The 18,114-nt window shown below is 67.2% G+C and carries 15 protein-coding genes and 2 pseudogenes; 2 read left to right on the top strand and 15 right to left on the bottom strand.

Annotation, left to right across the window (positions count from 1 at the left end):
* Nucleotides 1-158: 158 nt before the first annotated feature.
* On the bottom strand, nt 159-932 hold the full coding sequence (locus EPN51_RS13400; RefSeq protein ID WP_293043233.1) for a TIGR03084 family metal-binding protein: 774 nt from the start codon (nt 930-932) through the stop codon (nt 159-161).
* 50 nt (nt 933-982) lie between these two features.
* Nucleotides 983-2,315 (bottom strand): annotated as a pseudogene (locus tag EPN51_RS13395) (MFS transporter).
* Nucleotides 2,316-2,414: 99 nt separating this feature from the next.
* Here EPN51_RS13395 and EPN51_RS13390 point away from each other — a divergent pair.
* Entirely contained in the window at nt 2,415-3,020 is a 606-nt protein-coding gene (locus EPN51_RS13390) for a YqgE/AlgH family protein (RefSeq protein WP_293043230.1), read from the top strand.
* A 17-nt stretch (nt 3,021-3,037) separates the two neighbouring features.
* On the opposite strand, the gene EPN51_RS13385 is transcribed toward EPN51_RS13390, so the two are convergent.
* Together EPN51_RS13385 and EPN51_RS13380 are read right to left on the bottom strand one after the other, a co-directional pair.
* Entirely contained in the window at nt 3,038-3,379 is a 342-nt protein-coding gene (locus EPN51_RS13385) for a hypothetical protein (protein ID WP_293043227.1), read from the bottom strand.
* A gap of 60 nt (nt 3,380-3,439) precedes the next feature.
* The gene (locus EPN51_RS13380) at nt 3,440-4,618 is read right to left on the bottom strand and encodes an LpqN/LpqT family lipoprotein (protein WP_293043222.1); all 1,179 of its coding nucleotides are present in this window, start codon (nt 4,616-4,618) and stop codon (nt 3,440-3,442) included.
* Nucleotides 4,619-4,802: 184 nt separating this feature from the next.
* Between EPN51_RS13380 and leuS the strand changes: the two genes are divergently transcribed.
* The gene (leuS, locus tag EPN51_RS13375; protein ID WP_293043219.1) at nt 4,803-7,712 is read left to right on the top strand and encodes a leucine--tRNA ligase; all 2,910 of its coding nucleotides are present in this window, start codon (nt 4,803-4,805) and stop codon (nt 7,710-7,712) included.
* Between the two features lie 6 nt (nt 7,713-7,718).
* Here leuS and EPN51_RS13370 read toward each other — a convergent pair whose 3' ends face one another.
* From EPN51_RS13370 to EPN51_RS13320, 11 genes and pseudogenes are all read right to left on the bottom strand, one after another.
* Nucleotides 7,719-8,390 (bottom strand): SDR family oxidoreductase, encoded by a 672-nt coding sequence (locus tag EPN51_RS13370; protein WP_293043216.1) that lies wholly within the window; start codon nt 8,388-8,390, stop codon nt 7,719-7,721.
* A 58-nt stretch (nt 8,391-8,448) separates the two neighbouring features.
* Nucleotides 8,449-8,952, bottom strand: coding sequence for a MarR family transcriptional regulator (locus EPN51_RS13365; RefSeq protein ID WP_293043213.1), 504 nt, complete (start codon nt 8,950-8,952; stop codon nt 8,449-8,451).
* Between the two features lie 64 nt (nt 8,953-9,016).
* Nucleotides 9,017-9,766 (bottom strand): amino acid ABC transporter ATP-binding protein, encoded by a 750-nt coding sequence (locus EPN51_RS13360; RefSeq protein ID WP_293043210.1) that lies wholly within the window; start codon nt 9,764-9,766, stop codon nt 9,017-9,019.
* A complete protein-coding gene (locus tag EPN51_RS13355) occupies nt 9,763-11,580 on the bottom strand; it encodes an ABC transporter substrate-binding protein/permease (protein ID WP_293043207.1) in 1,818 nt (605 codons plus the stop codon). The genes EPN51_RS13360 and EPN51_RS13355 overlap by 4 nt, the downstream gene beginning before the upstream one ends.
* Before the next feature lie 50 nt (nt 11,581-11,630).
* The gene (locus EPN51_RS13350; RefSeq protein WP_293043204.1) at nt 11,631-12,371 is read right to left on the bottom strand and encodes a GntR family transcriptional regulator; all 741 of its coding nucleotides are present in this window, start codon (nt 12,369-12,371) and stop codon (nt 11,631-11,633) included.
* Between the two features lie 120 nt (nt 12,372-12,491).
* Nucleotides 12,492-12,625: pseudogene (locus tag EPN51_RS13345) on the bottom strand (LLM class F420-dependent oxidoreductase); the annotation flags it as partial.
* A 47-nt stretch (nt 12,626-12,672) separates the two neighbouring features.
* On the bottom strand, nt 12,673-13,587 hold the full coding sequence (locus EPN51_RS13340) for an alpha/beta hydrolase (RefSeq protein ID WP_293043201.1): 915 nt from the start codon (nt 13,585-13,587) through the stop codon (nt 12,673-12,675).
* Between the two features lie 54 nt (nt 13,588-13,641).
* Nucleotides 13,642-14,850, bottom strand: coding sequence for a DUF1214 domain-containing protein (locus tag EPN51_RS13335; protein ID WP_293043199.1), 1,209 nt, complete (start codon nt 14,848-14,850; stop codon nt 13,642-13,644).
* Nucleotides 14,851-14,852: 2 nt separating this feature from the next.
* Nucleotides 14,853-15,656 (bottom strand): TIM barrel protein, encoded by an 804-nt coding sequence (locus EPN51_RS13330; RefSeq protein ID WP_293043197.1) that lies wholly within the window; start codon nt 15,654-15,656, stop codon nt 14,853-14,855.
* A 1-nt stretch (nt 15,657) separates the two neighbouring features.
* Complete coding sequence (locus EPN51_RS13325) at nt 15,658-16,827, bottom strand: sulfotransferase (RefSeq protein ID WP_293043194.1); 1,170 nt, start codon at nt 16,825-16,827, stop codon at nt 15,658-15,660.
* The gene (locus tag EPN51_RS13320; RefSeq protein ID WP_293043191.1) at nt 16,824-17,951 is read right to left on the bottom strand and encodes an LLM class flavin-dependent oxidoreductase; all 1,128 of its coding nucleotides are present in this window, start codon (nt 17,949-17,951) and stop codon (nt 16,824-16,826) included. Before EPN51_RS13320 ends, EPN51_RS13325 begins: the two co-directional genes overlap by 4 nt.
* Nucleotides 17,952-18,114: the final 163 nt, after the last annotated feature.

The raw sequence follows: 18,114 nt of genomic DNA, 5'->3' as shown, positions 1-18,114 counted from the left end.
GCCCGGGGCTTGGTTGACGGGCCCCGGCTCTCTTCGCGCGCTTACGCGCTCATCGCCCGGGGCTTGGTTGACGGGCCCCGGCTCTCTTCGCGCGCTTACGCGCTCATCGCCCGGGGCTTGCTAGATGGGCCCCGGCTCTCTTCGCGCGTCTTATGCGCTCATCGCCCGGGGCCGGGAGGTCCCGCGAAAGCCTGGGCGATCTCCAACCAACGTTGCGCGTCGCCGCCCCGAGCAGTGATGTCGAGAGCGCTCAGCGGGCGCCGCTGGGTGACGAGGAAGCAGAAATCCTCCGCCGACCCGCTGACCCGCTGCTCAGCCTCCGGCGGTCCCCAGGACCAGGCGTCACCGTCGGGTCCGCGCAGCTCGACCAGGAACGGCTCAGCCGGCGGCGTCAGATTGTTGACCACGAACGCGTAATCGCGGGTGCGCACCCCGAGATGGGCGATCGACCGCAGGCGATCGGTCGCGGGCCGTGTGACGGCCAGCGCGTCCGCGACGTCGAGACCGTGCGCCCAGGTCTCCATCAACCGCGCGGTCGCCATCGACGCCGCGCTCATCGGTGGGCCGAACCACGGGAGTTTATGACCGGCGGGGACCCCGAGCAGCTCCTCGTGCAGCCGCCCACGGGTGCCGCGCCAGTCGGCGAGCAGCTCCGCCGGCGCCAGGGCCGCGAGTTCATCGGCGCCTTTGTCGACGAAGCCCGTCGGGTCGGTGGCTGCGCCCGCCAGGACGCCGGCGAATCCGGGCTCGTCGGTCACCGCGATCAGGGCGACTCTGTCGGTCCACAGCAGGTGCGCGATCTGGTGCGCGATGGTCCAGCCGGCCGCGGGCGTGGGGTCGGCCCATCGTTCGGGCTCGAGCGGGGCGACCAAGGCGTCGAGCGCGTCGCTTTCGGCGCGCAGGTCCTCGACTATGGGCGCGGGACCGGTCATCGCTGCCCTCCCCTATCGGCTGCGGCCATCGGATGGATCACGTCGTTACCTTAGCGATCGTTCGCATGCTCGCCGCGGCGCCCGATGAAGCTGTGCGCGGCCAGGCCGGCCAGGTAGAGCGCCGATCCGAACAGAGCGAACGCGGGCGCATGCCCGTCGTCGGGAATCAACACCGCGGCCACCGTGATCGCGACGATGAACGCGACCCAAAACAGCGCATCCTGCACAGCGAACACATGCCCGCGAAGAGCGTCGTCGACATCGATCTGGATCGCCGTGTCGGCGCACAGCTTGACCACCTGCCCGGTCACGCCGAGTAAAAAGCCGCACGCCACCATGACCGGGAGCAGCAGCTGGGCGCCGGCGACCTCGATGATCGCCGATGTCGCCAACGCACCGTTTGCCGTGGCATAGCGCCCCCAGCGGCGGACCGCGGGCGGCGTCAGCACGTTGGCCAAAAAAGCTCCCAAACCCGCGGCACCGAAGAACAGCAACGCGGTGCCGAATCCCCCGCCGTCGAGATCGGGTATCTGATGGACCAGCAACAACACCAGCAGCGAATTGATGCCGACCACCATCCGGTGCGCGGCCAGACCGGACAGGGTGGCCGCGACCGTCGGGCGCTGCGCCACCGTGCGCGCGCCATGCAGCCAGCCGGTGACCACCGCGTAGCTGACGGGTCCGTGGATCGCGCGCCGGGTGTGGTCGGGACCCAGCACCCGCGCGCCGAACCGCCACGACAGCAACAACGCGATCGACACGGGAATCACGGTGATGAAGACGATCGCCGAGGCGCCCTTGTCGTTGGCGCCGAAGATGAACCGCGGCACCAGCATGAAGTTTGCACCGAGGAATGCCGCGACAGCCCCGGACGCGATGGCCACCGAGTTCATCGTCACCACCTGCTGGCGCGGCACCACGTGCGGCAGGGACGCCGAGAGCCCGGACCCGACGAACCGGGCCAAGCCGTTGGCGATCAAAGCACCCAGCAACAGCGGCAGGTCGCCGGCTCGGGCCGCCAGAATCGTGCCGATTGCGGCGATGAGGACCAACCGGCCCGCGTTGGCGCCCACGAGGACCAGGCGCCGGTCCCACCGATCCATCAGTGCGCCAGCGAACGGCCCCAGCAGCGAGTAGGGCAAAAACAGGACCGTGAAGGCGCGCGCGATGGAAAGGGGGTCGGCCGCTCGATCCGGGTTGAACAGCAGCGCTCCGGCCAGCGCCGCCTGAAACAGGCCGTCACCGAACTGACTTGCCATGCGCACCTGCAGCAGCCGCCAGAAGTCCGGCAAACCGCGCACCGACCGCCAGATTTCGATGGGTGCGCTGGACTGCATCCGGGTTGGGATCACCGAGACCGACTTCCACTATTGGGGCTGGCAAGCTCGTGCGCTCAGAGCTGTCCCAACAACAGTACAAATCGCCGTGGCCCGCCCCCTCGATTGCCCTGGGCCACGATCGGGTGGATGCGATGATGGTGGGGTGCCGCCGCCGGAGGACCCAGAGGACTACGTCGCACCCGCCGCGCAACGGGTGCGCGCGGGTACTTTGCTGCTCGCCAACACCGACCTTCTCGAACCGACGTTTCGGCGCAGCGTGATCTACATCGTCGAGCACAACGATGGGGGCACATTGGGTGTCGTGCTCAACCGCGCCAGCGAAACCGCGGTGTACAACGTGCTGCCCCAGTGGACCAATCTGTCGGCGAAGCCGAAGACGATGTTCATCGGCGGGCCGGTGAAGCGTGACGCCGCGCTGTGTCTGGCAACGTTGCGCGTCGGCGCGGATCCGCAAGACGTGCCGGGCCTGCGGCACGTGGACGGCCGGGTGGTGATGGTCGATCTGGACGCCGACCCCGACGCGATCGCACCACTGGTGGAAGGGGTGCGGATCTTCGCGGGCTACTCCGGATGGACCATCGGTCAGCTCGAAGGCGAGATCGAACGCGATGACTGGATTGTCTTGTCCGCGTTGCCATCCGACGTTCTCGTCGGGCCGAGGTCCGATTTGTGGGGCCAAGTCCTCCGCCGGCAGCCACTGCCGCTTTCGCTGCTCGCGACCCACCCGATCGACATCAGCCGGAACTAGCGCTCCCCGGCTTCAGGTCAGTGGCACGACTGCGTGCACCCGGCGCAGCTGCCCGCGCAGGCGGGTGCCGCCGCCTCCTGGCGCAACGCGAAACGTGCGCTCTGCCACGAGCCCGCGGCCAGCGTCCCCAGCGCCCCGGCGACACACACGATGAGCACAGCCAGGGCGGTGTCCGGGACCGCGGCCAGGGCCACCGCGCCGCCAGCGCCCAGCATCACCGCGGCCGCCAACTGGGTGGGTGCCATGGCGCGCAGCGCCAGCGCCGTCGCGCCGAAGTTCCGGTTGTGCGCAAGCGACCAGGTGCCGAACCCCGCCGAGGCCACCGCCGCACACATACACAGCACGCCCGCAATCAGCATGGGCTCACAATACGAGCCGGCTAACTCATCCGGCTCTGCGGGTGCGGGCGTCGCCAGGGCTCAGTGCTGGAGGAACGAAAAGTTCGGCAGCGGGGGCAGGCCCGGCACCATGGCCAGCAGGCTGGGGGTGTGCTGCTGGTTGGGCAGGGGTGTCTGTGCGGGGAGGTGGGCCGGGGCCGCGGGCGTTGTCTGGGCGAGCGGGACCAACGGGGCCGTGGCGGGTGCCGGGGCGACCGGAGCGACCGGGGCCGCGGCGGGTGCCGGGGCGACCGGGGCCGTGTTGGGTGCCGGGGCGACCGGGGCCGTGGCGGGTGCCGGGGCGACCGGAGCGACCGGGGCGGCGGCGGCGGGTGGCTGGGCAGGTCGGCCGACCGGAGAGGCAGCGGGCGCCTGGGCCGGCGCCGGAGTGGCCGCACCGGGGGCAGTGACCCGGAAGCCGTTGATGATGGCGTCGGTGGCCGGTGCGTCGGCGACGCTCACCGCGCGATCGGTGGTCACCGCCAGCGACACGAGGTATCTGTCCGGTCCCGACGTGGCGACGACGTAGCGGCGGGAGGTGTTCAGCGTCATGTCCCCATCGCGATAGGTGCCCTCAACGATGGACGACGGGAAGCCCCCGAAATCGTCCATCGAGGCGTTCGTGGGTTGCCACGCCGGAAGTTTCTGACTGTCGACATAGCCGTGTGTGATCGCCTCTTTCGCGTCGAAATCACCGACCAGCTTGTACACCACCACCTGGGCATTCGATGAATAGATGCTGCTCCCGCGCCGATCGGCGATGACCGCGAACGCGTCGGGCACGTTGGGGTCGGGCACCTGGGTCCAGCGAGCGGGCAGCGGCAGGGTGATGTCCAGCGCCTTGAAGTTCTGCGGCTTCTGCGCCTCGAGCTTGACCGCCTTCGACTGCAGGAAGTCACGGATCGTGCCGGACGTCGCGGGGACGGGAGCGAGAGCCGGTGCGGCCGCGGCCGGTGCCGCCGCTCCCGGGGCCCCGGCGTTGGCCGGCGGCGCCAGGGGAGTAGCGGCCTGCGGGGCGGCGAGGTATCTGCTCGGAGGAACCAGCTCGGGCCCGAGGTTCTGCAGGTTCTGCGGCACCGGTGCGGGGACGGCGGGGACCGGCGCCGGCGCTGGGGGCATCGGGTCTGCCGATGCCGCGCCGCCCGTAACAGCCGCCAGGCCCATCAGGCCGGCGACCATGCCGCCGAGGAGTGCCCGGTGGACGGGGACGATGTCAATCATCTGCGTCGGTCCTTCCAATGGCTCAGTACCAGAAGCCGTCGATAGTGGGTGACTGTAACCAGAGGTCAAGGGCGGTGAACAGGCTCGAAATACACCTGGGATGAACCCCTGATCGGCGCGCAACGCAACCGAGACCAACCTGTGGCCGGCGAACCGGCCGTGTCGGCCCTTATACCCTGTTCAGGTGACCGAATCCCCGACCACTTCGCCAGGCAGCGGCTCTGGCGCCGTCCAGCCGGACTCCGACGCGCCGCCACATCGTTACACCGCGGCGCTGGCGGGCCGGATCGAGGGTACGTGGCAGGACAACTGGGCGAAGCTGGGGACGTTCAACGTGCCCAACCCGGTCGGATCATTGGCCGCGATAGACGGGGCCCCGGTCCCGGACGACAAGTTGTTCGTGCAGGACATGTTTCCCTACCCGTCGGGGGAGGGCCTGCACGTCGGTCACCCGCTGGGCTACATCGCGACGGACGTATACGCCCGCTACTTTCGTATGACGGGCCGTAATGTGTTGCATGCGCTAGGTTTTGATGCCTTTGGGCTACCCGCCGAGCAATACGCGGTGCAGACCGGTACCCACCCGCGCACCCGGACCGAGGCCAACGTCGTGAACTTCCGACGCCAGCTGGGCCGACTAGGGCTGGGCCACGACAGCCGGCGCAGCTTCTCAACCACCGACGTCGAGTTCTACAAGTGGACGCAGTGGATATTCCTGCAGATCTACAACGCCTGGTTCGACACCGCCGCCAACCAGGCCCGCCCCATCGCAGAGTTGGTCGCCGAATTCGACTCCGGTGCGCGCCGCCTCGAGGACGGGCGGGACTGGGCCGGGCTGTCGGTGGGGGAGCGGGCCGACGTGATCGACAGCCGCCGACTGGTCTACCGGGCGGACTCGATGGTGAATTGGTGCCCCGGACTGGGCACCGTGCTGGCCAACGAAGAGGTCACCGCCGACGGTCGCAGCGACCGAGGCAATTTCCCGGTGTTCCGGAAACGGTTGCGGCAGTGGATGATGCGGATCACCGCCTATTCCGATCGGCTGCTCGACGACCTCGATGTGCTGGACTGGCCGGAGCCGGTCAAAACCATGCAGCGCAACTGGATCGGCCGGTCCACCGGTGCCAAAGCCCTGTTTTCGGCGACCAAAGCGGATGGCGAGACCGTCGACATCGAGGTCTTCACCACCCGGCCCGACACGCTGTTCGGCGCCACCTATCTGGTGCTGGCCCCCGAGCACGACCTGGTCGACGAGCTGGTGGCCGCCGCCTGGCCGGACGGGACCGACCCGCGTTGGACGTACAACGCCGCGACACCGGGCGAAGCGGTCGATGCCTACCGGCATGCCATCGCCTCGAAATCGGACCTCGAGCGCCAGGAAAGCAAGGCGAAGACCGGCGTCTTCCTGGGCGGCTGCGCCACCAATCCCACCAACGGGAAACCGGTGCCGATCTTCATCGCCGACTATGTCCTGGCCGGATACGGCACCGGGGCGATCATGGCCGTCCCGGGCCACGACCAGCGCGACTGGGACTTTGCCCACGAGTTCGGTCTGCCCATCGTGGAAGTCATTGCCGGCGGCGATATTTCGGAATCCGCCTACGCCGGCGACGGGGTGCTGGTCAACTCCGGCTACCTTGACGGATTGGACGTGGCGGCGGCCAAGGAAGCGATCACCGCCCGGTTGGAGGCCGAAGGCCGGGGCCGGGCCCGCATCGAATTCAAGTTGCGGGACTGGCTTTTCGCCCGCCAGCGTTACTGGGGTGAACCGTTCCCGATCGTCTACGACAGCGACGGGCGTGCGCATGCACTCGACGAAGCCGCGCTACCGGTGGAACTGCCCGACGTGCCGGATTACTCGCCCGTGCTGTTCGATCCCGACGACGCCGACAGCGAACCCTCGCCGCCCTTGGCGAAGGCGACGGAGTGGGTGCACGTCGAGTTGGATCTCGGCGACGGCCTGAAGCCCTACAGTCGCGACACCAACGTGATGCCGCAGTGGGCCGGCAGCTCCTGGTACGAACTGCGTTACACCGATCCACATAACTCGGAGCGGTTGTGTGACAAGGAGAATGAGGCCTACTGGATGGGGCCGCGACCGGCCGAGCATGGCCCGCAGGATCCCGGTGGCGTCGACCTGTACGTCGGCGGCGCCGAACACGCGGTGTTGCACCTGCTGTATGCGCGGTTTTGGCACAAGGTCCTCTACGACCTGGGCCACGTCAGTTCGCGGGAGCCTTACCGTCGTCTGGTCAACCAGGGGTACATCCAGGCCTTCGCCTACACCGACGCACGCGGATCGTACGTACCGGCGGAAGAGGTGATCGAACGGGACGGCCGTTTCGTCTACCCGGGGCCCGGGGGAGAAGTCGAGGTCTTCCAGGAATTCGGTAAAATCGGTAAGAGCCTGAAGAATTCGATCTCACCCGACGAGATCTGCGACGACTACGGCGCCGACACGCTGCGGGTCTACGAGATGTCGATGGGTCCGCTGGAAGCGTCCCGGCCCTGGGCGACCAAAGACGTGGTGGGGGCCCATCGTTTCCTGCAGCGCGTGTGGCGGCTGGTGGTCGATGAACAGACCGGCGAGCCGCGGGTGGTCGACGGGCCCGCACAGGATCTGCACACAACCACGCTGCGAGCACTGCATCGCACCATCGCCGGAGTCGCGGAAGACTATGCCGCACTACGCAATAACACCGCTGCGGCCAAGCTGATCGAATACACCAACCACCTCACCAAGGAGCACCGTGACGCGGTGCCCCGCGCGGCGGTGGAGCCGCTGGTGCTGATGCTGGCGCCGCTTGCCCCGCACCTGGCCGAGGAGTTGTGGCTGCGACTCGGCCACACCACCTCACTGGCGCATGGCCCGTTTCCGGTGGCCGACCCCGCGTACCTCGTCGACGACACCGTCGAATATCCGGTGCAGGTGAACGGCAAGGTGCGTGGACGGGTGGTGGTCGCGGCCGATGCCGACCAGGACACCCTGAGGGCCGCGGCCCTGGCCGACCAGAAGGTCCAGGCGTTCCTGGCGGGCGCCCACCCGCGCAAGGTGATCGTGGTCCCCGGCCGGTTGGTCAACCTGGTCGTTTAGCGCTGGCTATCGCCCGGCGGGCCGAAGCACCACCTCGTGGACATGCCCGTCGGGCGGGGTGGCCACCACATTGGCGACAGCCGCCGCAACGGTTTCCGGTTTCAGGAACTTGGCGGGGTCATAGGTGCCGCCCTCGAATTCGATGAGTTCACGTTGCATGTCGGTATCGGTGCGGCCCGGATAGATCGTGGTGACGCGCAAGTCCGGTTCGTCGTTTCGCAGGGAGTCCGCGAAGGCGCGGATGGCGAACTTGCTGGCCGAGTAGGAGGCCATACCGGGCGATACGTTGCGCCCCGCACCGGAGTTGATGAAGACGACCTGGCCGCGGGCACGGCGCAGCGCGGGCAGCAGCGCCAGCGTAAGTTCCACCGGTCCAAAGACGTTCACGGCGAAGGTGGCGCGCCATTGGTCGACGTCGGAGTCGGCGACGTTCCCGGGAATCGATAGCCCCGCGTTGTGCACCAGCACGTCGAGTTCGTCCACGATTTCGCAGGCGGCCTCGATATCTCCCCCGTCGGTCAGGTCCAGCGGAAACGTGGTGGCAGCGAAGCGCCCTGCGACCGCGTCGAGCCGGTCCGATGGGCGACCGGCCAACAACAGGGTGTGCGTGGGGGCCAGAGCCGCGGCGATTGCGGTACCGATCCCGCGTCCGGCGCCGGTGATGAGTGCATTGGGCATGCGTCGAAGTCTACCGAGCCCGGGAACACAGGCGAAAAACGTTGAACAGCGGTGGCTTTCAGGCTTCCTTGCGCGCGGGCGGCACGCCTGCCGGACCGGATGTCGGGTCGCCGGAGGCCAACCGCTCCAGCGGTGCCAGCGCTTTCATCAGGGTGTCGAGATCGGGCGTGGGGAGCTGGCTGAGCATCGCGGCCAGGGCCGCGCGCCGATTGGCCAGCGACTCGCCGTGAACGGCTCGGCCGCGCGGGGTGATGTCGACCAGGACCGCCCGCAGGTCGGATGGATCGCGGGAACGCTTGACCAGCCCCACCTTCTCCAGCCGGCGGATCGCCACGGTCGTGGTTGGCGTCCGCACGCGCTCGTGCGCCGCCAGATCGGTCATCCGAATCGGGCCCTGATCGAGCAAGGTGACCAGGATCGAAAGCTGTGCCAGGGTCAATTCTCCGGCCGCGGCGCCACTGGGATCCCCGCGCCGGAGCATGGCAAACAATTTGGACAGCGCTCTGTGCAGACCTTCGGCGAGCTCGGCAACCTCGGCCGCGTTCGATTCGCTGTCTGCCATAGATCGGGAGTCTAACCCGTTATCAGGTGCGTACAAGGTAGCTATTGCCCATTGGCGGGGCAGATCAAAGCACTTGGGACAAGAACCGCTGCAGCCGTTCGGTCTCGGCGGCTTCGAATATCTGCTCGGGAGGACCCGATTCCACGACCCTGCCGTGATCCATAAACACAACCGCGTCCGCTGCCGACCGCGCGAAACCCATTTCGTGGGTCACAACAACCATTGTCATGCCATCGGCACCGAGGTCGGCGATGAGTTCCAAGATTCCCTTGACCATTTCGGGATCCAGCGCCGAGGTCGCCTCGTCGAAAAACATCACCTGTGGCGACATCGCCAGCGCGCGGGCGATCGCCACCCGCTGCTGTTGGCCGCCCGACAGCGTGCCGGGGCGGGCACCGGCCTTGTGTTTCAGGCCAACTCGGTCCAGCTGCGTCAGCGCCAGCTCGCGGGCCCCTTCGGCGGGCAGTCGCCGCAACTTTCGCGGCGCCAACGCGACGTTGTCCAGCACGGTGCGGTGCGGGAAGAGATTGAAGTGCTGGAACACCATGCCGATACGCTGGCGGAGCTCATCTGGATCGTCGTTCAACACCGATTTGCCGTCGAGCAGGATGTCGCCGCGGTCCGGCTCATACAAGCGGTTCAGCGTGCGCAACAGCGTCGACTTGCCCGAGCCGGAGGGCCCGATGACCGCCACGGTGCTGCCGGCCGGGGCCTCGATATCGACGCCTCGCAGCACCGCTGTACCACCCAGGGTTTTTTGAATACCGTTGCACGCCAATGAGACTGACGGTCGGCTGGCGGGTCCGGGAGTCACGTGATCTCCTGGCCGAACGTCGAAGTGAGCAGGTCGGGCCGCTCTTCGGGATCGAGTGCGGCGCGACCCCGGCGCAGCCGCTCGTCGATGTAGTTCACCAAATGCGTTAACGGCACGGTCAGTATCAGGTAGAAGGCGCCGGCGGCGACGAGCGGCGACAAATTGCCGGTCTGCGCGTTGAGGTCCCGGCCCACCTGAAACAGCTCCCGCTGGTCGGCGACCAAGCCCAGGAAGTACACCAGCGCAGAGGCTTTCAACAGGGCGATGAATTGATTGACCAGCGCGGGCAGCACCCGTCGGACGCCCTGCGGGACGACCACCAAACGCATCGCCGCCGAATAGCTGAATCCCAGCGCACGGGACGCTTCCAGCTGGCCGGGATCCACGCTTTGAATGCCCGATCGCAGAATTTCGCCGATGTAGGCGGCGGCCATCATCCCCAAAGCGGCAACGCCGATCGGGTAGGGGTTGTTGTTCGTCAGCCCGCCCACCACGGGCCCGACACCGAGCCCGATGATCAGGATGATCACCACTTCCGGGAGTCCCCGGAAAACATCGGTGTACACCCGCGCCGGCCAGCGCAGCCAGCGCGACTGCGAGATCCCGGCGACGGCCAGCAGCATGCCCAGCGCCAACCCGATCACGCTGGCGCTGCTGGTGAGGATCAACGTGTTGGGCAATCCGGTGCTGAATAGAGCTGGAATGGCCTGCCGGTACATGTCCCAGTCGAAGAACGAGTCACGCAACTGCGCGAGCGTCGATTTCGGCGCGGCGGGGCCCACCTCCTTGTGGTGCTGATTCGCCGCGATGGCGGCGAAATCCGGCAGGGTCGGCGGCGGAACGGCCAGGGATCCGGGTTTCCAGCCCGGCGGCAGGGCCCGTGGCACCCACTGCGAGTACAGGTTTGACCAGGTGCCGTCGGCGATGACGGCGTCCAGCCCGGAATTTAGCGCATCGACCAACGGCTTGTTGTCCTTGGCGACCGCGTAGGCCACGAATCCCTCGTCGCTGAAGGTATGCGCCACGACGACTGCCGGATCGCCGCGCTGGATCGTGCTGGCAGCCTCCCCGGCCGGCGCCACCCACGCGTCGATCTGGCGGCTCTTGAGACTGGCGTACACGGTGGCGAAGTCGGGATATTTCACCGGCTGCAAATGCAAATTGTCGACGACATAGGACTCTTCGACGGTCCCTTGCACCACGCCGATACGCCGCGCCGTGGCCAGATCGCTGAAGTCTTTGATCGCGGAGCCGGGGGGTACCACCAGCGAGTAATAACCGAAGTCGTAGCCATTGGTGAAGGCGACGGTTCGGCGACGCTCGTCGGTTGCTTTGATCGACGATGAGCCGACGTCGAAGCGGCGCGAGGCCACCTGGGCGAGCAGCCCGGCGAAATCCGTGCCGACGAACCGGACTTGGAGTCCGAGCTTGCGGGCGATCGCCCGTAGCAGCTGGTTGTCGAAGCCGCTGTACTGGCCGGTGGGGGTGATGCAGATGTGGGGCGGCGCGCCCGAGAGTGTGCCGACGGTCAACACCCCCGGCGTGCCCAACCCCAGGGTGTCGATGTTCACCGAACTCAGCGGCTCGACGCCCGGCGTGGTGTGCTCGTCGGGCTGGCCCATGGAACCGCTATGGGCCAGGTTCTCGGGCAAAACGGTCGCGCTTTTCGGGCCGGCGGGCACGCATTGGTTTCGGTCGGCGGCAACGGGACTCGCCAGCGTGATCGACGCCGACCCCCACACCACCAGCAGTGTCACGGCCAGTGCGAGTAGCTTTGCGAGGCGCATGGCGCGCCGGCCCACGGGCAAACTCATCAAGGCCACCGTATCGACTGGTCGGCGGCACGAGCCGGTCAGAGCCGGTTCTACAGCGCCAACGATGCTTCGCCGCAGACCGTATCGGTGCCGGTGAGTACCTGAAGGGGACCGGGGACTACGCGACCGGCGTCGTCGGACGGTGTGAAGACCCGGCGCCGAAACAGCTCGGCAAGCATGGTCTGCGCCATCAGATAGGAGCGGTCGACGCACGCCGTCCGCGCGCCGTCGGGGTCGCGGCGGTGTATTGCGGAGGTTTCGTCTTCGTAGAACGGCAGCATTTCTTCGCGGCCCCCCTGATAGGTCGCCCAAAACAGGCGGGGGATGAGGTTTTGCGAGGCGTGAATCGTGGCGTGCAGCCGGGGCCCGGCGTACTCGTCGTTGACGGTGCGCCGGTATTCGGCGGCGAGGTCGGTGAAGGCACGCGCATCCTTGGCCGTGCGCAGCGAGCGCATGAGGGTGTCGAGCTGACCCAGGATCCGCGGGGTGGGATTGGTCGCCGCGCGTGCGGACGCAATCCCGTTGAGCAGCCCGTCGAGCTCGTGGTGCTCGAGGACGGTGGCTTCATCGAACCGCTCGACAAAGGCGCCGCGGTGGTAACGGGTGGACACAATGCCGTCGTGTTCGAGTTGGACCAGTGCCTCTTGAATGGGGACCCGGCTGACTCCCAAGCCCACCGCGATTTCATTGCGGTCGACGCGATCCCCGCTGCGCAGCTTGCCGGTCAACAACAGGTGGAGGATGTGCGAAACAACCAGGTCCTTTTCTTTGACCCCGTATTTCTTCGGCATCTTTTTGTTGAGTCTCTTTCGCACCCGGTTCGGCCATCTGGCGCTGAGTTTCTCATGAATTGACGCGGGCGTTGAGGTGTTTGGCCGATGAACCTGGAGCAAAACGTGGCGGCGGCCCGATTAACGGGTATTGCGCCACTCGCTCAACGCTTCGGCGTCGCTCAGGCCGTAACCCGGGCCGTCGCACGCCACCGTCAGCAGTGTGAGCCGAGGCCGACGAGTGTTTCGGCGTCGGCCGGCAGGTCGCCTCGATCCGTTCGCGCACCACGCGTCGAGCCGTAGGGATGCCGGTCATGACGGCTCAGCGCGCGATGAGCACCCCGCGCAGCAGGTCGATCAGGGCGACGGGTTGGTCACTCTGCACCGAATGCCCCGAATTCTCGACGACATATGCGGCGCGGAAATGCTTTGCGCGACGGCCTAGCTCGACCGCATCCTCGTTGCTGACGAAGCCCGACGAGCCACCACGCACCAGGGTCACCGGTGCGGATAACGCATCGACGTCCTCCCACAGGCCGGCGAAGTCGGGGAAGGTGCGGATGGCATCGTAGCGCCACGTCCAGCTGCCGTTGTCCAGCTTGCGCGAGTTGTGGAACACCCCGCGGCGCAGCGCCTTCACCTCGCGATGCGGCGCCGCGGCGATCGTCAAGTCCAGCATGGCCTGGAAGCTGGGGAATTCGCGTTCCCCGTGCATCAGCGCCACCGTGCCCTGCTGCTCCTTGGTCATCTCGGAATGGCGTTGCAGCGCTGAGGGGGTGACGTCGATCAGCACGAGTTCCTTGACCAGCTCGGGTGCCACCGCGCCGAGCCGGATCGCGGTCAGTCCGCCCAGCGACATGCCGACGACGAGGTCGGCCGTCGTTGCGTGTTCGCGCAGGATGGGCAGCAAGGTGTCGACGTTGAGCCGCGGCGAATAGTCGCCGTCCTCGCGCCAGGCGGAGTGGCCGTGGCCGGGAAGGTCGACCGCCAGTGCGGGCTCACCGACGCCGACGATGATCGTGTCCCAGGTGTGCGCGTTCTGTCCGCCGCCGTGGATGAACAGGATCCGCGGGGCAGCGCCGCCCCAGCGCAGCGCGCTGATCTTGTCCTCGCCCGTGCCCGACTCGACGCGCTCGACGTCGGGCAGTGGGCCGGACACTCCGGCCTGCTCGGCGTTTTCTTGCAACAGCGCGAATTCAGATAACTCCGCCAGCCCGTCCTCAGATACTTCGGTCACGGTCTTTGACCCTAGCCCTGGCGTCTAGTGGCGCAGCGGGTCGCCACTATCGCGCTAGAGGACATAGCGCCGGCGAATGCCGCGGAAGCGTTCCCACATTGCGGCGGCGCGTTCCTCGGCGCTCACCCTGGCGGTGTCTTCGGGAAGGGCGCCGGGGAGCTCGTCGTGCTTGACCACCCGGGTGTCCAGCGCCGCGGGTTCGCCCCCGAGCATGTGCCGGTAGGTCAGGTTGCCACGTTCGAAGCCCTGGGTGTCCAGCCAGTTGTGCACGCCGGGATCACGGTGAGCCATAACGAGCCGGATGCGTCCGTCGCGGTCGACCCGGGTGCGGCTCGGCGTGTAGCTCACCGGGCGGTAGAGGTAGTCCATGCTGTTGAAGAAAACCCCCATGTTGGTGAACATCCACAACCCGTCGTGGGTATCGAATTCGACGATCAGCGCTTCATCCGCCGCCAGCTCCCAGTACATGTTGGCGGCGGCCCGGCCACGCATGCCGTCGGCGTCGGTCGCGTCGACGCGCGGGAAGCTGTTCGGCTGGTCGGCGTCGACCCCGCCGTAGGTGAAGGGGAACTCGGGCCACTCCGACATCAGTCCGGTGACGAAGTCGCCGGCCCAGCGCATCGCCCCAAGCATGTCGGCGGGCGCGGGCAAGGGTTTGGGGGCGGCCATGTCGACGCGCTCGATGCGCAGCTGCGCGGGAAGCTCGTCCCAGCGGTCGAATCCCTGGCGGATGAACAGCTTTCGTGACTCGGACGTGGTGGGCAGCCAGTTGGGTCCACGCTCGGACCCGCCGATGTAGAGCTCGAATTCACCGTCCTCGCCGATGCGCAATTGATGGCCGAGCAGGTTGGCCTCCGGTGTGTCACCGAAGGGTTCGTGCAGCACGCCCGGGCCGGGCGTGCGTCGCCCCTGGACGGTGACGTTGAAAAAGCGTGCTGTGCCGCGGGTGCCGGTGAGCCGGTAGGTCGTGTGCCCGTCGATCCACGCCTGCTGATAGGTGAAGTCGGCGCAGTCGCCGCCGAGCTTGCGGGTGGGGCCGCAGAAGGTGTGCAGCGCCGGGTAGCCGGTGTCGCTGGTCTCCAGGGCCAGATCGAAGGCCTGGCCGAGGTTTTGGGTGAGAAACCGGTATGCATCGACCCGATGCATACCCGACGAGGGGTTGTGGTCCTTGAAGACCCGCTCGCCCGCGCGCCGCAGTCGGACGCAGAATTCGCTCCACGCCGCTTGCAGGGCCGCGTCGTGGGGACCATCACCGTAAGCCATTCTCACGCACCCAGTCTGTCCAACATTGCGCGGGCGACATCGCATGCGCGCCGGGCGGATTCGAGACGGCCCTCTCGGTCGATTCGGGGACCGATGAGTTCCAGGTCGAACCCGTGGGTGTAGCCGCCGGCGAGCGCCTGGGCCACGAACGTCTCGATCGGGATGGCGCCGTCGCCGGGCACCGCCCGGTTCGGTAATGCCCGGTCACCGAGCACGTAGTCGCTCAACTGGATGAGCGCCGTCCGCGGCAGCGCCCGTTGCACCTGAGCTTCGAAATCCCCTTCGGCCCAACAGTGAAACACGTCGATACAGATCCCCAGATCGCTCATCTCAGCCAGGGCGACCGTGTCTCGCAGCGTATGGGCGAGGTGGATGTCGGCGTACAGGCTGGACGCATTCTCGATCGCCAGGAGCACGCCGGCGGCCTTCGCTCGGGCCGTGCACGGCGCGACCATGTCGCAGAATCGCGCGGCGGCCTGTTTCCAGGTGAGGGTCCCGCGGCCGCCGGTGAGCATGTAGACGGTGCGCACGCCCTGAGCGGCTGCGGCGTCGATGACGGCGGACAGCGCCTCCCGGGCTGCGTGGGGGTCGGATGTGAGGCTGCCGCCCGCGAAGAGATGGTATACCGACTCCACGGTATAGTCGTTGTGCCGCAGCAAGATTGGAAACTCCGCGTCCAGTAGCTGGCTGTCCAGGATACTCAACCGGGAAACGCCGAGCGCTGCCCAGTGCGCCTGTAGTTCGGCCAGCGAAGCGCCGTAGAAGGTGACGTTGTGTACGGATAGACGTTTGTGTGCGCCCGTCATGTCAACCCCGGTTTTCGATCGCGACACCGAACCGGTCTCGGAAGGGCCTGAATTCGGCGTGCAGTGCGTCGAGGTCCTCGCCGATGTCGGTCAGCAGTTGCGTGGAGTAGCGGAACTTGCCGTAGCGGTCGCCGCGATTGTCCGCCAGATAGGCACGCATCGCCGACTCGGCCTCGGTCGTCAGTCTACGGCCGCAGAACGTGTAGTAACGCCGCACGGCGGCAACGTGATCGGCGATGAAGTCGGTGTAGCGAAGGTGCAGGATGCGCGGGTCGTCGACCAGCGGATCGCTCATCGTGTTGGCGATACTGGCACGCGTCATCTCGAGATGTTTTTTGGCTTCGGCGTGCAGGTCGACCGGGCCGACGATGCCCTCGGCGATGTCGGCCATCATCATGGTGCGCGACGCGGCGACCTGCACCGGGTCGCGGTGCAACCACACCATCCTGGCGTCGGGGTAGGTGTCGAACAGTTCCTCGAGCCGGAATCCATGAAAGCCCTTGAGGACCCAGTATTTTCGTGGCCGGTGGTATTGCAGCTGTTGCAACATGGCCTTGTGTAGCCGGTATTGAGCTGCCGGATCGGTGGCCAGGCCGCCGACCAGCGACTGCATCGGCACCCGCCACCACGCGGTGGGTGTCATCACGCGAAAGTCGAACGCCCACGTGCGTTCGTCTTCGGGCAGACCGTCGCCCAGCATGTCGTTGTAGGGGTGGCTGTGCAGCCATTTGGGCATCTTCGCGTTGATCTCGCGCCAGTCGGCATCGGCGCGCGCCCGGCGCTCGTCGTCGGGTCCCGCAAGCCCCGGCGGCGGAGACGGATACATCACCTCCCAGAACCGCAGCGCCCGAGCGTGCGGGTCTACCGACATCAGGGCATGCATCAGTGTTGTCCCCGAACGTGGTTCGCCCGTGACGAACATCGGCGAATCGATCACCTCAGCACCGATCGGGTAGCGGTTGCGGTCTGCGATGAGTTCAAGGCGCGAGGTCAGCAGCCAGCGGCACACCTGCGCGGCTTCGAATCTGCCGTCGGCGTCCATGCCGAGGCCGTTCAGATGGTCGACGGCGACCGCGAAGCGCTCCGGCAGTGTCGGATCGCCATAGTCGCGCAGCCCGGTTTCCGCCTCGGCGGCGGTGAGCATCTCCGCGGCGTCCAAAAGCGCTGTCACGACAGGTCTCCGCAGAGCCGTACGAGTTCGTCCTCGGCGGCGCGGACATTCGCCGCCGATGCCTGCGTGTACTTCAGGCCGGCCATGGCGCCGTAATCGAGGATCTTGGGTACGCGCAGCCCCGCGTCCACATAGGTCTTGACGATCTTGGCGACGTCTTTCGGTGTTCCGTGGGGCACGACGGACAGCACCATCTCGGGCCGCACCCTGTGCAGGAATTCGACGATCCGGTCCCGGGTGAGTACCGCGGGGTCGATGTCCTGAAAGCCACGCCAACCGTCCCCCATGGGGTGCTCGAAACCGAAGTCGTGCAACGTCTTTGCGGAGACCTGCAGCAGGAACGCCTTGACCAGCGGAGCCTGCAGGATCTCGGCGAGGGCGTCGTCGTCCTCGCCGATCAGGCACACCTGGATGAAGCACGGCGTGATCGCCATCGGATCGCGGCCGGCGCGGTCCGCGGATGCCCTTACCGTGGCGAGCATCTCGGCGTAGTGCTCCGGAGTCCAGGCGCCCGCCGGCCACCACCCGTCGGCGTGCCGGCCGGTGATGTCGAGCATCCGGGGGCCGCTGGCGCCGATCCAGATCTGCGGTGGCCGGCCCTCGTACGGTTCGGTGTCCAGGCGGGCGTGGTGCAGCGAATAGAACTGGCCGTCGAAATCGATCGGACCGTCGCTCTGCCAGAGCAGCCGGATCACCGCCAGGGCCTCCTCGAAACGACTGACGGGACGGGAGAAGTCGAAACCGTAGGGCAGGGTGTTTTCGCTCTCGCCGCTACCCAGGCCGAGGATGAAACGCCCCTTGGCGAGGTGATCGATCGTCAGTGCCGTCTGGGCGAGCATGACCGGATGGCGGCGCACCGTGTCGACCACGGCGCTGACGAGCGGCACCCGCTCGGTCAGCACCGCCGCCGCTGCCGCGACCGCGAGCCCATCGAGGTGGCGGTGCGGCGATGGCGACGCGGTGGCCAGGTCGGTGAACTCGGGCGTCCAGATCGAGTCGGGCCAGAAGCTGACCATGTGATCGGGCAGCCAGATCGAGTGGTAGCGGCCGCTGTCGAGTTCGTCGAGCCGGGATAGGTCGAGGGGGAGCGTGGTGCGGAGGAACGCCGCGGGCTGAACGATCATCGAGAGATGATGCTAAGCACCTGCACAGCGTCGTGTCGACGAATTGGCTATTGCGCCTTCAACTCGGGCCGAACGTCGAGTTGTTGGGCGCTTTATGCGTCTCACCGCAACAACTCGACGTTCGCGGCTCGACGGGGGTTAACCCGCGGGTCGCGGAGGGGCT

This window comes from Mycobacterium sp., from assembly GCF_004298145.1.
In the GTDB taxonomy this organism is placed as follows: domain Bacteria; phylum Actinomycetota; class Actinomycetes; order Mycobacteriales; family Mycobacteriaceae; genus Mycobacterium.
The sequence above is the reverse complement of the archived record's forward strand: the minus strand, read 5'-3'. Positions and strand labels throughout refer to the sequence as shown.

Bases quoted from the DNA above. Each gene is read 5' to 3' on its own strand.
- EPN51_RS13400 (WP_293043233.1), bottom strand. From the start codon at position 932: ATGACCGGTCCCGCGCCCATAGTCGAGGACCTGCGCGCCGAAAGCGAC.
- EPN51_RS13385 (WP_293043227.1), bottom strand. From the start codon at position 3,379: ATGCTGATTGCGGGCGTGCTGTGTATGTGTGCGGCGGTGGCCTCGGCG.
- EPN51_RS13380 (WP_293043222.1), bottom strand. From the start codon at position 4,618: ATGATTGACATCGTCCCCGTCCACCGGGCACTCCTCGGCGGCATGGTC.
- EPN51_RS13370 (WP_293043216.1), bottom strand. From the start codon at position 8,390: ATGCCCAATGCACTCATCACCGGCGCCGGACGCGGGATCGGTACCGCA.
- EPN51_RS13365 (WP_293043213.1), bottom strand. From the start codon at position 8,952: ATGGCAGACAGCGAATCGAACGCGGCCGAGGTTGCCGAGCTCGCCGAA.
- EPN51_RS13355 (WP_293043207.1), bottom strand. From the start codon at position 11,580: ATGAGTTTGCCCGTGGGCCGGCGCGCCATGCGCCTCGCAAAGCTACTC.
- EPN51_RS13350 (WP_293043204.1), bottom strand. From the start codon at position 12,371: ATGCCGAAGAAATACGGGGTCAAAGAAAAGGACCTGGTTGTTTCGCAC.
- EPN51_RS13335 (WP_293043199.1), bottom strand. From the start codon at position 14,850: ATGGCTTACGGTGATGGTCCCCACGACGCGGCCCTGCAAGCGGCGTGG.
- EPN51_RS13330 (WP_293043197.1), bottom strand. From the start codon at position 15,656: ATGACGGGCGCACACAAACGTCTATCCGTACACAACGTCACCTTCTAC.
- EPN51_RS13320 (WP_293043191.1), bottom strand. From the start codon at position 17,951: ATGATCGTTCAGCCCGCGGCGTTCCTCCGCACCACGCTCCCCCTCGAC.